Genomic DNA, 12,817 nt, shown 5'->3' on the forward strand with positions numbered 1-12,817 from the left:
TGACCCACACATGACCTTCGCTTTACGCGTGTCCCCGTCAGCCGGGCCGCCAAACCCGAGGCCGCCCGGCCCGGCACCCCGTCAGCGCCTGGCCGCCCGCCACTGCTCCCAGGCCGACAGCCACAGCTGCTCGGCCAGCCGCTGCTCCTCCCACACGCCGGCCCCGCCGCCGCCCGGCCGCTCCCGCCACAGCTGCGCCCAGGCCCGCTGCGCCGGCAGGCTCGCCACCTCGCTGGCGAACACCGTGTACCGGATCACCTCCTCGACGGCCGCCTCGCCGTCCGCCGTGCCGACCAGCCAGTGCGTCTGCTGGGACAGCCGGTTGAGGTGGTTGACCATAGAGGCGACCGCCGCCGCGGCCTCCTCCCGGCTCTCGGTCGCCAGCCGCATCTGCTGGCGCACCGCCGTCTCCCAGCGCACCGCGCCGACGTCCCCGCGCAGCCCGCGCGGCAGCCTCGGCGTGCGCCCGACCCGCACCTGCGCCTCGATCGCGGCGGACTCGGCGACGCTCTGCGCGATCAGCGCCCGGTGCGCCTCCATCCCGACGACGGGCGGCAGTTCGCGCTCCTCGACCGGCACGTGGCGGGCGCGCCGGGCGGCCAGGTCACGCAGCAGCTCGGTGCGACCGCGCAGGCAGCGCTCGAAGTCGCCGATCGAGCCGAGCTCCAGCGCGCCGGGGGCGACCCCGCGCCCGCACACCGTCACGGTCAGCCCGCCGACCCGCAGCCGCCCGGCCCACACCGGCTCCGGCCCGGCCACCGCCGGGGCACCGGGCTCCGGCACCGGCCGGTCCTCGTGCACCTCCATCGCACAGGGCTCGCCGTCCACCGTGATCCACACGCGCAACGCCCGTACCCGACCCGGCCCGTCGCCCTCGTCGACGCCCAACTGCTCGTAGACGCGGTCCCGTTCGTCCTCGACCAGGTCCTCCAGCTCGGGCAGCTGCTCGTACCGGTCGGCGCCCGGCCGGCAGGTGCGCACGGTCACGTACGGGCCGGCCGCCGAACGCCAGTCACCGCACTGGACCTCGACCCAGCGCAGCTCGCCGCCGGAGGTCTCGAAGGCGGCCAACGCCTGCCCGATCGCCGCGCCTCCCCCCGACCCGCTCGCGGGAGCCGGACAGGCGGCCACGCCGTACACCGGGAAGTCGGCCGCCGCCAGGGTCCGGCGGGAGAACTCCTCCTGATCGGCGAACGGGTCGGCGGCCTGCTCCGCGGCCTGGTCCGCGGCCTGGTCCGGGACCCGGTCGGCGAGCCGGTCGGCGGTCCGCTCCGCGGGCCGACCGGCGAAACGATCCTCCCGGACCGGCCGGTCCGGAGCCGGGGCGGACCCCGAAGGCCCGCCGTTCCGCTTCTGGTGCCTGCCGCCGCTCTCCCGCATCATCCTGTGCCGCACCCCCGATTCCTCGCACCCGCACCGCTGACGCCACCTTACGTGCCCGCAGCTGCCGGGTCATCAGCTCCGCCTCCGGACGGGGGTGGTGGCCGTGTCAGGGCGCCCGGTTGTCAGCGCCCCTCCCTAACCTGGCGGCATGACAACACAGAACAACACGGCGCCGGGCACCTTCCCCGCCCGGATCAGCATCGTCACCCTAGGGGTGACCGACCTCGACCGCAGCGCCCGCTTCTACGAGGCGCTCGGCTGGAAGCGCTCCGCCGCCTCCAGCCCGGAGATCGTCTGGTTCCGCACCGCCGACTCGGCGCTCGGCCTCTTCCCCACCGAGGAGCTGGCCGCCGACGCGGGCGTGCCCGCCACCGGCGAACCCTCCTTCCGCGGCGTCACCCTCGCGGTGAACCTGGAGTCCCCCGCGCTGGTGGACGCCGCGCTGCGGACGGCGGTCGAGGCCGGCGCCGTGGTGGTCAAGCCACCGGTCCCGACCGACTGGGGCGGCTACTCCGGCTACTTCGAGGACCCGGACGGCCACCTCTGGGAGCTGGCCCACAACCCCTTCTTCCCCTTCACCGAGGACGGCTCACTGGACCTCCCGTGACCCCGGCCCCGCGCGGAGCGCTCCGGTGCGGGGCTTCTTCGGATTCGGAGGCTCAGTTCCTGGAGCGCGCCTTGAAGGCCGCCTTGCGCGCCTCCTTGGCCAGCGCCCGGTCCGGATGCAGCTCCCCGATCGCCTCCAGGACGTCCGCCGTGTACGGGTGGTCGACCCGCCACAGCTCGCCGAACCACCCGGCCGGATCGCCGTTCACCGGCAGGTCGGTGATCAGTTCGCGCAGCAGCTCGGCGTCCCCGCCGTTGTCCAGCAGCTGGGCGGCGAAGGTGTCGACCACCGTCCACAGCGCCATCGCCCGGTCCGGCACCGGCACGTCCGTCGCGCCCTGCGAGGTCAGCCAGGCCCGCGCCGCGCCACCCAGCTCCGGGTCGTCGATGACCTCCCGGACGGCCGGCTCCGCCTGCGGCCCGAGCAGGTTGAGCGCCGAGACGCAGAGCATCCGGCGCAGCGGGCCGTAGCCGTCGGTGCCGCGCGCCGCCGCGAGCAGCTCGCGCGCCGCCGCCACCGGCTCCCGGTCCGCGGTCCACACCCGCAGCTCCTCCTCCGGCAGCACGTTGGCCGACTCGCACACCCCGCGCAGCAGCTCGGCCGCGTTCCCCCGGGCCAGGTCGCCGACGAGCGGCGCGTCGTAGCCGTCCTCCAGCAGCCACTGCCGGATGCCGTACTGGCCGAGCGGGGTGAGCCGGACCAGCCCGAAGCGGGCCGACTCCTCCTCGTCCAGCGGCTCCTCGCCGACGACGGCGGGCTCCTCGCCGTCCTCCTCGTCGAACAGCTCGGGGTCGATCGGACGGTATTCCAGCAGGCCGAGCTCGGCGAGGTCGCCCAGCATCGGGTCGAGCGCGACCATCACGTCGGTGATGTCGCCGAGCAGTTCCTCGCTGGGCTCCTCGCCCTCGGGGACCACCAGCAGCGCGGCCAGCACGCCCAGCGGCACGGTCTCGTTGCCCGGCTCGGCGAAGGCGGTGGTCTCGTAGAGCACCTGGAGGGCCTCGTCCAGCAGCTCGGCGGCCTCGTCGCGGGCCTCCTCGACCTCGGAGAGCCCGTCCTCGTCCTCCTCGGCCTCCTCGCCGGCCCCGGCCCGCTCCGCCTCGCCCTCGGGCCCCTCCGGGACGGAGTCCGCCTCGACGGCCAGCTCCCGGACGATCCCGGCGGCGGTCAGCCACAGCTCCAGGACCGTCTCCGGGTCCCCCTGCTCCGCGGGCTCCAGGTCCGGGCCCGGGACGGCGACGTGCTCGCCCTCGGCGGTCGTTCCGAGCTCCACCAGGTCCAGGTCGCAGGCCAGCGACCAGGCCCGCAGCGCCTCGACCTCGGCTTCCTCGGGCACCTCGCCCTCGCCCTCCGCCGGCGCCAGGCCCAGCAGCCGGGCCGCGGGCACCCGGTCAGCCTCGACCAGGTCTCCGAACTCGTCCACCGCCCGGTGCGGCGCGGCCCAGCGGGCCAGCGCCAGCGCGTACCCGAACATCGGCACGGCCTTCGCCTGCTCGGCCAGCTCCCGCTCGGCGGGCAGCTTCACCGGCGGGACCAGGACGGCAGCGTCGTCCAGATCCTCGTCGTCCAGCCCGTGCGCGGCGAACGCCCCGTAGAGGTCCTGGAGCTCCAGGTCCGCGGGCAGCACCGCCTCGGCCGTGCCCTCCCCCGTCGGAGCCCCGGTGTTCTTGCGACGTCGTCCCGCCATCGTTAGTGCGCTCTCCCTCAGCCAGCGGTCAGCCCAACAGCGCCGCGTACCGATCCACCACCTCAGCGTATAGGCCGGGCACTGCCGATGCCCGGCCGATCGGGGCGCGTCCAGGGGCGCGCGCCGTCGGCGTGCGCCCACCGTTTATCCTTCGGTCTGGTGCGCGCACACCCCGCGCGTGCCACCGGGGCAACGAAGCCCATCACCCTCCACCCGACCCCGGGCCGGAGGGGCCCTCTTCAGCTCACCTCGCCCCACCAGGGAGCCCGTACCCGCGGCCACCACCACAGCGCCTCCGGACGGGCGCGCCGGCACACCCCGCCGACCCCGGTGGTGCCCGGCCACAGGAGACCCCTGCCATGGCGGACCTCTCCCCCGCCGGCTCCGGCCTGCGCACCGCGCAGCTCGACGGACGCCGACTGTCGGAGGCCCTGCTTCCCCTGGAGCTCGCGCCGCGTGCCCAGCTCCAGCTCGCCGCGATCAGCCGCTGGAACGCGCTGCGCGGCGTCCGCGTCGGCCTGGTGGCCGCCGCCCTGCTGCTGATGCTGATCGGCGCCAACCTGGCCACGCCGATCTACTCGCTCCTCCAGCAGCAGCTGCACCTCACCGCGCTCGACACCACCGTCCTGTTCGCGATCTACGTGTTCGCGCTGGTCCCGGTGCTGGCCGTGGTCGGCCACTGGTCCGACCACCTCGGCCGCCGTGCCCTGATCCTGCCCGCCGTGGCGCTGTCCGCCATCGGCGACGTCGTGTTCGCCACCTCCGGCAGCTTCTGGCAGCTCGCCGCCGGCCGCGCCGTCCAGGGCATCGCCGTCGGCCTGTCCACCGGCGCCGCCGGAGCCGCCCTGGGCGACCTGCTGCCCGGCCAGCCGACGCTCGCCGCCAAGATCACCCTGGCCTGCTCGGCGGGCGGCGTCGCGCTCGGCCCGATCGTCGGCGCCCTGCTGGCCGGCGGCTCCGACCCGCTGATCACCCCGTTCCTGCTGCACGCCATCGCCCTGGTGGCGCTCTGCCTGCCCCTGGCCCTGCTCCACCCCCGGATGCCCGGCCGCAACCGACCGCCCGCGTCCCCGCCCCGGATCACCACCCCGGCCCACCTGCGCCCGCAGCGCCTGCGGCTGCCGCGCACCGGCCGCCGGGAGTTCCTGCTCGCCGCCACGGCCGGGTTCATCTCCTACGCGGTCTTCGGCGTCTACCTCAGCCTGGCCCCGGCCTTCGCCGCCAAGCTGCTGCACACCGACTCCAAGCTGGTCGGCGCGATCGTGGCCGCCCTCCTGCTCGGCTCCTCGGCCGCCACCCAGCTGATCGTCCCGCCGACCTCGGACCGCGTGGTGACCGCCCTCGGCATGACCGGCCTGGCCACCGGCCTCGGCCTGGTCGTGGCCGCCGGCTACACCGGCACCCCCGCACTGCTCTTCATCGGCAGCGTCCTCGGCGGCATCTCCCAGGGCGTGGCCTTCCGCTCCCTGTTCACCAGCGCCGTCGCCGCGATGAACCCGGAGCGCCGCGGCTCCGAGCTGAGCTCCCTCTGGGTCATCGTCTACCTCGGCAGCTCCGCCCCCATCATCGCCGTCGGCGCCCTCGTCCAGCGCTACGGCCTCCTCCCCTCCGTCAGCGGCTTCGCCACCGTCGCCGCCCTCGCCTGCACCGCCCTCGCCCTCGCCGTCGCCCGCAAGCCCAAGCCGACGGCCTGACCCTCCCCTGCACGGAAACTGCCCGGGACTTCCGAAGAAGTCCCGGGCAGCGTCGTTCGTCCAAGAGCGGCGCCCACCCATCCCCACTTCGCCCGCCGCCGGGTGAACACCCGCGCATCATCCCCTCGCTGCGCATGTTCACCACCGTTCCCCACCATCCACCCCCCACCCGCCTGTCGGCGGGTGCCCGCCCCCGCCCTCGGTGCGACAGGCGCCACCACGCAACTCCTTCGTCCGCAGGAGAGATTCGCTCGGCAGCAGGTTGATGGCCTCTCCTCAAGAAGCGCGAGCTCTGCCTCCACTGCCTCGACGGGAGGCCCGTAGAGGCAAACCGCCGTGCTCCTGGTGCAGCCCAGTACCGGGAAGAGATCGGCACATGAGTTCGGCCAGTTGCTGCGACCCGTAGGCGGTGAGCGCGGCGACCGCACTCGTTCGGGAGGCCCCGGCCCACAAGCCGCTGTTCGGGACTGCGAAAGGCCGAAGCTCGATGGCGGCGCGGTCGAACACCGCAGGCTCGACATAGCGCATTCCGCCCGTCCCGCAGAGATAGGTGCCGGCGCCGACCGCCGAGCAGAGGTCTGCCAGGCGTTGGGAGCGTCCGGCACTCGCTTCCAGGTCGCTGCTGACCACCACCCGGCCGGTCCAGCCGACCATCGACAGGAGCAGAAGTGTGGACTCCTGCGCCACGATCCCGGTCCGATCGGTACGTTCGAAGACGTCGAGGAGTCGATCCAGCCGTTCCTTGAACGCCGCCCAGTACGGAGCGGTCCAGTAGTACTCGCGCAGCAGGTCCGCGGTTCGACGGCGGCTGCGCACCGGTTCGGCCATCCGGACGTCCCGGATCAGCGTCGCCCGCCCTGCCGGAAGGCGAGTGGGGATACTCAGCCACCGGGTCGGGCCCGGCGCGCCTACGGCCGGCGCGAGGCGGGCGCGGTGCTGGTAGTCGCGGCGCGCGAACTGCACGTCGTCCAGCACGATCCACACGTCCACGGTGAACAGCTTGGCGAGAGTGGACAGGCGGGGGAACAGGTTCGGCTGATGGATGGCACACACCAGCCCGTCGGCTGATGCAACGTCAGGCGAGCAACTTGCTGTCGAATCCGTCGGCCAGAAGCCGCTGATACGCGTCACGGACGGTCTCCGGAACATCCTGGGCGACGGCGAACCCGAGCCGCGGGTACTCGATCACCCGCTGGAGGTCACCCACGAGGCCGTCGATCACGAGAGCGTCGTCGCCGATCGTCTTCACGTAGTCGTTCAGGTTCGTCGGGGTCGAGGCGCACACCGCCTCGACCTGCGGCCACACCTGGCGGCATGTGGCATACGCTCGGCGCTCCATGTACGGCATGCTCACCAGCAGCACCGAACGCACGTCGAGGCCGGCGACCTCCAAGACCTCCTGGGAGAACTGGATGTTCTGCCCGGTGTTGCGGGCCCGCGGCTCCTGCAGGATCGCGTGACCGGGCACGCCGAGCGCGAGGGCGTGCTCGGTGAAGTGCGCGGCCTCCCCGCGGGGGAAGTGATCCGGCCGGGAGGGGTTCGGCCCGCCGGTGAACACGATCCTGGACACCAGGCCGTCCAGGTACAGCGCGGCCGCCTCGGCGGCGACCCCGAGGTCGTGGCAGCCCAGGCCGATCGCCACATCGCACGGTTGCCGCCGGTGCCCCATCTGGTGGTACTCCCAGATCAGCGTGGCGTCCGCCCACTGCCGGTCGGTGATCTCGCGCTGCCGAGTGTCCGCCACGTCCTTCTCCCGCTCACTGGAGGCACGGCGCCCGCTGGAAGCCGGCCCGGATGCCTTGGATGCTCCTCTGCTGGTGGGTCATACCGTACTTGGCCGCCAATGCCTCGGCCCGGTCCAGCAGGACGAGCCCCTCTCCGGCCGTCGCACGGTCGCCCAGCAGGATGTGCCCATGAGCAGTGGTCAGACGAACGTCCTGTAGCGGAACCGAGCCGATCGCGTTCAGCCGCGCGATCTCGATCTGCCGTACCGCCTCCCCCACGTTCCCCGTACCCCGGTGCGCAAGCGCGAGTTTCTGGTGCGCTGTCGCCCAGTCCTCCACCTCCCCGAGGTTCTCGAACGCCTGGATCGCCGACTCCGTGATGCCGATGGCCTGCTTGTGTCGTCCCTGCTTGTCCAACGCGGTGCCGACCCAAAGGGCCGCCCTCGCCCGGTCCCGCGGGCTGAGACGGACATCGCCGGCCAATTCCGAGTACCGGGACGCCGCAGCATCGAGCTTTCCCGACATTTCCGTGACCACTGTCAGCGACAAGTCCAACTGCGCGATCCGCCTCGGAATATCGAGGTGGGTGAACAACGATCGAGCCTGGCTGTATGACGTCGAAGCCGACAACGGACCGAGCAGCACCCCTCGGTCGCGGCGCAGGTCACCCACGAGCGCGCTCGAACGGGCCAGCAGATAGAGACCTCGCTCGTCGAGCTCCCGCACGGCCCAGCGCGATCGCCAACGTTCCAGCAGGCTTCCGGCGAACACGAAGTCCTGCCTAGCCGCGGCAAGGACCGCCCGCTCGATATCCTCCGTCCACGATTCGTACTCCCATGCCCGAGTCCCTGCCTGTATCTCCACATGCACCGGGGCGCCGGTCTGCTGTGCCACGAGAGTCTCGAAGCGCATCCGGGCCCCGGGATCGCACTGCCGCAGCACGGTGTCGAAGATCGCCTGGGTGTCCGGCCGGGGCTGGGTTCCCGCCCCCAGCCGCTCCCAGTTCGTCACCGCCCGCACCGACATGCCGAGGAGTGCGGCGAAGTCCCGCACGGATTTGCGGCACGCCACCCGCAGAGCCTTCGCTTCGACTCCGGTCCACACGATCACTGCTGCCATCGCCACCTCCTGTTCCGGAAGTCATAGAAGCACCACAGACGGTGACGGTGCGCCAGAACTGCCACGGAACTGCCACGGCACGCGATTCCGTGAGGGCCCGGGTTCGGGCAGCCTCGAAGCAGACAATCTCAGCGACCGGAAGGAAGCGGATGCTGACCGAGCAACTCCCCGTCCCGCAGCCCGTGGTGGTCGGGCTCCTGCGTGAAGCCGTCGCTGCGGGACTGCCTCGCCGGCGGGCGCTGGCCGGGGTCCTCGGCGACTTCTGTGAGCGGCGGGAGCTTCGTCTCGCCGAGGTGATCACGGATGACGGCACCAAGCCCGATGCCCTCCTCTCCCGTATCGGGGCGCGGGCCGACGTGTACGCCGTGGTCCTGCCCACGATCGCGCACCTCGGCAGCTACTCCGACGCCGACCGTCGGCTCAGGTGCCTCGCCGACGCCGACATACGGCTCCTCGTCGCACGAGGCCCCAGGACCCTTTTCCGATCCCGAGCGAGTGAGGCGCCCCATGGAATCACGAACCGTCACGATGAGGTTCCCGGCCCATCGGGCGAGTATCGGCTCCGTCCGCATCTGGGCGCAGCGCGTGATGGAGGAACTCGGACTGAGCGATGATGAGTTGGAGGCCTTCGCGGGTGATGTGAAGGTTGTGATGTCACTCCGCTCGCTGTGGCCACTGTGACTGCCGCGCGGGCAGACAAGCGTCGGCGGGCGGTGTCGGCGCCACCGCACGGCCCAGTGACTCTGGAGCGAATACCGGCGACCGCCTGGCCGCAGGACCGCCGGCTGCAGCCGGACTCCACAGCACCCGCCCGACGAGGGCGGGCCGCGGGAGAGCGTCACGCCGCCGCTCCGACCGGCACCGCGCTCACCGCGATCCGGACCGGCGCACCCACCCGGACGCCGATCCGGCCGAACCCGATGGCCCGTTGGCGAATTGGCCCCCGGCGTGCGCGGCCCGACCTCTCCCTGAGGCCGGGCCCCTCACGACCAGCCAACCTCCGGACGAGGACGGGCACTTCCGTGACCACCGTGCCGATCGACCTCTCCCGCCCCGTGAACGGCCCTGCGCTGGCTCAGTCTCCGCCCTTGGAGGAGCAGCATGTTGCACTCCCCGGCCCGGTATCAGCGCCGCATCGCCCGTCGTCCGAGAACGGTCGTCGTCCAGGCTGACTCTTTCTGCAACCTGGACTGCACCTACTGCTGCCTGCCCGACCGCAAGCGGCGGGCACCGATGTCGGTCGCGATCGCCGAGGCGGTGGCCCGCTCCGTCGCCGAGTTCGCCGATACGACGTCACCGGAGCCGGTCGAGGTGGTCTGGCGCGCCGGTGAGCCACTGGTCGTCGGCCGCTCGCGACTCGCGGAGCTGTTGGCCCCGTTCGAGCCGTTGCCCAGTCCCAAGCGTCCACCGCCGCATTCTGGCTCGGCCACTGGCCACGCGGCGTCCTGGCCTCGCTGATCTGACACCGACGCGCGCGAACGTTCCGCTGCCCGTGACGGTGGCAGCGCCGCGTCCGATCCCCATTCACGTAGGAGACTTCCATGGCTGCTGCGCCGCCGCAAAGCCCCCGTCCGATCACGCCTCGGCTACCGACCGGCCCGACCTTCGACCAGGAGCTGTGCGGGCTCGTGCTCGACACCGCGCCCCGTCTGTTCGCCGTCGTCCAGGTATATGGCGAGGGCCTCCCGGACGTCGACGGGTGGATCGTGGCCTGGGGGGTCGCCGACCACAGCGGGCGAGCGCACGTGATCAGCATCGACGGGCAGGCGCGCATGACCCTCACGTCTCCCGATCGGGCCTTGCGCCATTTCACCAGGCGACCGGGGATCACCGCACGGCTGGTCTGGCTCGCACAGCCGAGTGCAGCAACAGTGGATCGGACCGAAGCCGCCTGACCTAGACCTGCTGGCCCGCGCCGGTCACGCGCTGAATGTCGCGAACGTCTCACATTGCGTCAAGTGCCGTGGTACGTTCCGTACTCCAACAGAAAATAGGCGACCCCGGCGGTGCTGGAACACCCCGGGGTCCGGCAACAGGAGCTGTAACTCCCGATGCGCGTCCATCGTAACGCCCACGTGCGCGACTTCACCGTGCTGCCCAACCGCGTGCTGCAGTACCGACGGCTGTCCTACACCGCCCGCGGCCTGCTCGCGGACCTCCTCTCCCGCCCGGACGGCTGGCGCGAAGACGGCCGGCACATGGCCGACACCAGCCCCCAGGGGCGAGGCGCCGTCCGCAAGGCCCTGAAGGAGCTGGCCGACGCCGGGTACTACCGGGTCGAGAAGATCCGGATGCCGGACGGCACGATCCGCACCGAAACCCACGTCTACGACACCCCTCAGCTCGCGCGGCCGAGTGCCACCCCTCCGGCGTCCGGTGGAGCGACTGCCGGTCGCGCAGTCGGCTCTGTAGTAAAGAACCGGCAGCAAGAACCCACCCTCCCGCCACCTCCGGATTCCGAAGAGGTCCGCGAGGCGGTCGCCACCCTGTTCCGGGTGATCCGGCCCGAGCCGCGTCTGCGCCTCGGCGAGGCCGAGGCCCGGGAGTTGGCGCCCCTCGTCGCACAGTGGCTGCAGCACGGCGCGACCCACGCCGACCTCGCCCACGCCCTGCTGCCGGGCCTGCCCACCCCGATGCACTCGGCGGCAGCGGTGCTCCGCTACCGCCTGGAACACAAGATGCCGCCCACCCAGCCCACCGCACGGCCACCGGCCCGGTACGCCGAGTGCGCCAAGTGCCACGACCCCGTGTCCCGACCGGGCATCTGCCGCCCGTGCGCCGGCCTGACAGCCCGAACCCCCACGGTCGGCCGGGGCGCGGACGTGGCAGCCGCAGGTGCCGCCCGAGTCCGAACCGCCCTGCGCTCGGCGATGACCGGCAGTCGGCCCGCGCAGCTCGCCGCCTGAGACACGCTGTCCCGCCGATCCGGGCGACACGCAGCTCCTCGGCCGCCACCCAGCTGATCGTCCCGCCCACCTCGGGCCGCGTGGCCACCGCCCTCGGCCCAGTCGACAGCGGCTGGCTCCTCCACTGACCCGCACCACACCACCGAGACCATCACGACAGAAAGCGACCACCATGCAGCACCGCGTCCGCGCCGTCCTCCTCACCCCGAACAACACCACGCTGCTGATCAAGCGCATCCGCCCCGGCATCGACCCGTACTGGGTGATCGTCGGCGGCAAGATCGAGTCGACCGATGCCAGCCCCGAGGAGGCCCTGCTGCGGGAGGTCCGCGAGGAGATCGCGGGCGAGGCTGAGATCGTCAGCCTCCTCCACACCATCGAGACGGACGACGAGCGTCAGGACTTCTACCTCGCCACCATCGAGAAGTGGAGCTTCGAGGACCGCACCGGCCCCGAGTTCAGCCAGGAAGGCCGAGGCGAGTACGTCCTCGAAGAGATCCCCCTCACCGCCGAATCCCTCGACGCGATCAACCTCCTCCCCCAAGAGATCGGTGCGGTCCTCCGCGAGGAGGTCGGACGCGGGGATCGGACCGGTGGCTTCATCAGTGCACCGACCTGCTGCCCGGAGCACTGAGCGGCGAAGACAGGCGGGCACCCGCCGGCAGGCGGGTGGGGGGTGGATGGTGGGGAACGGCGGCAAACCTGCCCACCGCAGCAGATGCCCCACGGGTGCCCCCCGCGACGGGCGAAAAGGATCCGGACACGCCACTGCCGCGCGAACCCGTGGGTTTCGCGCGGCAGCAGGTCGAGCCGAAGACGATCTCAGACGTTGAAGCCGAGGGCGCGGAGCTGCTCGCGGCCGTCGTCGGTGATCTTGTCGGGGCCCCACGGCGGCATCCAGACCCAGTTGATGCGCAGGTCCTGCACCAGGCCGTCGGTGGCGGTCTTGGCCTGGTCCTCGATGACGTCGGTCAGCGGGCAGGCCGCCGAGGTGAGCGTCATGTCGATGGTGGCCACGTCGGACTCGTCGATGTGGATGCCGTAGATCAGGCCCAGGTTGACGACGTCGATGCCCAGTTCGGGGTCGACGACGTCCATCAGGGCCTCGGTCAGGTCCTCGACCGAGACCGTGCCGGCGGTGGTGCCGACGATGATGCCGGGCTGCTGCTCCTCCGCAGCGGAGGCCTCGGCGGCGGTGGTGGTGCTCTCGTCACTCATGGTCTTGTCCTCCTCTGCGGGTTCAGTCGTTCACGGTGGGGTTCTGGGCGAGCGCCTGGGCGGTGGCGTCCTTCCAGGCCATCCAGCTGAGCAGGGCGCACTTGACCCGGGCCGGGTACTTGGAGACGCCGGCGAACGCGACCGCGTCCTCCAGCACCTCCTCGTCGCCCTCGCCCTGCCCCTTGCTCTGCATCAGCTCCAGGAAGGCCTCCTGGACCGCCTGCGCCTCGCCCACGGTCTTGCCGACGACCAGGTCGTTGAGCACTGAGGCGCTCGCCTGGCTGATCGAACAGCCCTGCGACTCGTACGAGACGTCCGCGACGGTGGCGCCGTCGAGCTTCACCCGCAGGGTGATCTCGTCGCCGCACGTCGGGTTGACGTGGTGCACCTCGGCGTCACCGTCCCGCAGCCCCTTGCCGTGCGGGTTGCGGTAGTGGTCCAGGATGATGTCCTGGTACATCGAGTCGAGCTTCATGGTT

Annotated in this window: 13 protein-coding genes; 6 read left to right on the top strand and 7 right to left on the bottom strand. The window is 72.1% G+C overall.

Annotated elements, in window-relative coordinates:
- Positions 1–81: 81 nt before the first annotated feature.
- Positions 82–1,395 (bottom strand): hypothetical protein, encoded by a 1,314-nt coding sequence (locus ABZ449_RS05935; protein ID WP_360340839.1) that lies wholly within the window; start codon positions 1,393–1,395, stop codon positions 82–84.
- 136 nt (positions 1,396–1,531) lie between these two features.
- Here ABZ449_RS05935 and ABZ449_RS05940 point away from each other — a divergent pair, with 136 nt between their 5' ends.
- Positions 1,532–1,990 carry a VOC family protein gene (locus tag ABZ449_RS05940; RefSeq protein WP_360340842.1) on the top strand — a complete coding sequence of 153 codons (459 nt, stop codon included), beginning with the start codon at positions 1,532–1,534 and terminating at the stop codon, positions 1,988–1,990.
- 52 nt (positions 1,991–2,042) lie between these two features.
- Here ABZ449_RS05940 and ABZ449_RS05945 read toward each other — a convergent pair whose 3' ends face one another.
- Positions 2,043–3,677: a hypothetical protein gene (locus tag ABZ449_RS05945; protein WP_360340845.1), complete on the bottom strand. Its 1,635-nt coding sequence runs from the start codon at positions 3,675–3,677 to the stop codon at positions 2,043–2,045.
- A 359-nt stretch (positions 3,678–4,036) separates the two neighbouring features.
- Here ABZ449_RS05945 and ABZ449_RS05950 point away from each other — a divergent pair, with 359 nt between their 5' ends.
- The gene (locus ABZ449_RS05950) at positions 4,037–5,371 is read left to right on the top strand and encodes an MFS transporter (RefSeq protein ID WP_360340848.1); all 1,335 of its coding nucleotides are present in this window, start codon (positions 4,037–4,039) and stop codon (positions 5,369–5,371) included.
- A 276-nt stretch (positions 5,372–5,647) separates the two neighbouring features.
- Here ABZ449_RS05950 and ABZ449_RS05955 read toward each other — a convergent pair whose 3' ends face one another.
- The 3 genes from ABZ449_RS05955 to ABZ449_RS05965 are packed head-to-tail and all read right to left on the bottom strand — an operon-like array spanning position 5,648 to position 8,214.
- Positions 5,648–6,502 (bottom strand): WbqC family protein, encoded by an 855-nt coding sequence (locus ABZ449_RS05955; RefSeq protein WP_360340851.1) that lies wholly within the window; start codon positions 6,500–6,502, stop codon positions 5,648–5,650.
- Positions 6,447–7,115, bottom strand: a complete 669-nt coding sequence (locus ABZ449_RS05960) for a YdcF family protein (RefSeq protein WP_360340854.1) — start codon at positions 7,113–7,115, stop codon at positions 6,447–6,449. The genes ABZ449_RS05955 and ABZ449_RS05960 overlap by 56 nt, the downstream gene beginning before the upstream one ends.
- A 13-nt stretch (positions 7,116–7,128) precedes the next feature.
- Entirely contained in the window at positions 7,129–8,214 is a 1,086-nt protein-coding gene (locus ABZ449_RS05965; protein ID WP_360340856.1) for a hypothetical protein, read from the bottom strand.
- Between the two features lie 1,101 nt (positions 8,215–9,315).
- Between ABZ449_RS05965 and ABZ449_RS05970 the strand changes: the two genes are divergently transcribed.
- The 4 genes from ABZ449_RS05970 (at position 9,316) to ABZ449_RS05985 (ending at position 11,754) form a co-directional block, all read left to right on the top strand.
- A complete protein-coding gene (locus ABZ449_RS05970) occupies positions 9,316–9,672 on the top strand; it encodes a hypothetical protein (protein ID WP_360340859.1) in 357 nt (118 codons plus the stop codon).
- A gap of 83 nt (positions 9,673–9,755) precedes the next feature.
- The gene (locus tag ABZ449_RS05975) at positions 9,756–10,109 is read left to right on the top strand and encodes a hypothetical protein (protein WP_360340862.1); all 354 of its coding nucleotides are present in this window, start codon (positions 9,756–9,758) and stop codon (positions 10,107–10,109) included.
- Between the two features lie 156 nt (positions 10,110–10,265).
- Positions 10,266–11,120 carry a hypothetical protein gene (locus ABZ449_RS05980; RefSeq protein WP_360340865.1) on the top strand — a complete coding sequence of 285 codons (855 nt, stop codon included), beginning with the start codon at positions 10,266–10,268 and terminating at the stop codon, positions 11,118–11,120.
- Positions 11,121–11,292: 172 nt separating this feature from the next.
- Positions 11,293–11,754 (top strand): NUDIX domain-containing protein, encoded by a 462-nt coding sequence (locus ABZ449_RS05985; protein ID WP_360340868.1) that lies wholly within the window; start codon positions 11,293–11,295, stop codon positions 11,752–11,754.
- A gap of 188 nt (positions 11,755–11,942) precedes the next feature.
- On the opposite strand, the gene ABZ449_RS05990 is transcribed toward ABZ449_RS05985, so the two are convergent.
- Together ABZ449_RS05990 and sufU are read right to left on the bottom strand one after the other, a co-directional pair.
- Positions 11,943–12,338 (bottom strand): metal-sulfur cluster assembly factor, encoded by a 396-nt coding sequence (locus tag ABZ449_RS05990; RefSeq protein ID WP_360340871.1) that lies wholly within the window; start codon positions 12,336–12,338, stop codon positions 11,943–11,945.
- Between the two features lie 22 nt (positions 12,339–12,360).
- Positions 12,361–12,813: a Fe-S cluster assembly sulfur transfer protein SufU gene (sufU, locus tag ABZ449_RS05995; RefSeq protein ID WP_360340874.1), complete on the bottom strand. Its 453-nt coding sequence runs from the start codon at positions 12,811–12,813 to the stop codon at positions 12,361–12,363.
- Between the last annotated feature and the right edge of the window lie 4 nt (positions 12,814–12,817).

Source organism: Kitasatospora sp. NPDC005856 (genome assembly GCF_040629945.1).
Taxonomy (GTDB): domain Bacteria; phylum Actinomycetota; class Actinomycetes; order Streptomycetales; family Streptomycetaceae; genus Kitasatospora.

Bases quoted from the DNA above. Each gene is read 5' to 3' on its own strand.
- sufU (WP_360340874.1), bottom strand. From the start codon at position 12,813: ATGAAGCTCGACTCGATGTACCAGGACATCATCCTGGACCACTACCGC.
- ABZ449_RS05945 (WP_360340845.1), bottom strand. From the start codon at position 3,677: ATGGCGGGACGACGTCGCAAGAACACCGGGGCTCCGACGGGGGAGGGC.
- ABZ449_RS05975 (WP_360340862.1), top strand. From the start codon at position 9,756: ATGGCTGCTGCGCCGCCGCAAAGCCCCCGTCCGATCACGCCTCGGCTA.
- ABZ449_RS05990 (WP_360340871.1), bottom strand. From the start codon at position 12,338: ATGAGTGACGAGAGCACCACCACCGCCGCCGAGGCCTCCGCTGCGGAG.
- ABZ449_RS05965 (WP_360340856.1), bottom strand. From the start codon at position 8,214: ATGGCAGCAGTGATCGTGTGGACCGGAGTCGAAGCGAAGGCTCTGCGG.
- ABZ449_RS05950 (WP_360340848.1), top strand. From the start codon at position 4,037: ATGGCGGACCTCTCCCCCGCCGGCTCCGGCCTGCGCACCGCGCAGCTC.
- ABZ449_RS05980 (WP_360340865.1), top strand. From the start codon at position 10,266: ATGCGCGTCCATCGTAACGCCCACGTGCGCGACTTCACCGTGCTGCCC.
- ABZ449_RS05985 (WP_360340868.1), top strand. From the start codon at position 11,293: ATGCAGCACCGCGTCCGCGCCGTCCTCCTCACCCCGAACAACACCACG.
- ABZ449_RS05940 (WP_360340842.1), top strand. From the start codon at position 1,532: ATGACAACACAGAACAACACGGCGCCGGGCACCTTCCCCGCCCGGATC.
- ABZ449_RS05970 (WP_360340859.1), top strand. From the start codon at position 9,316: ATGTTGCACTCCCCGGCCCGGTATCAGCGCCGCATCGCCCGTCGTCCG.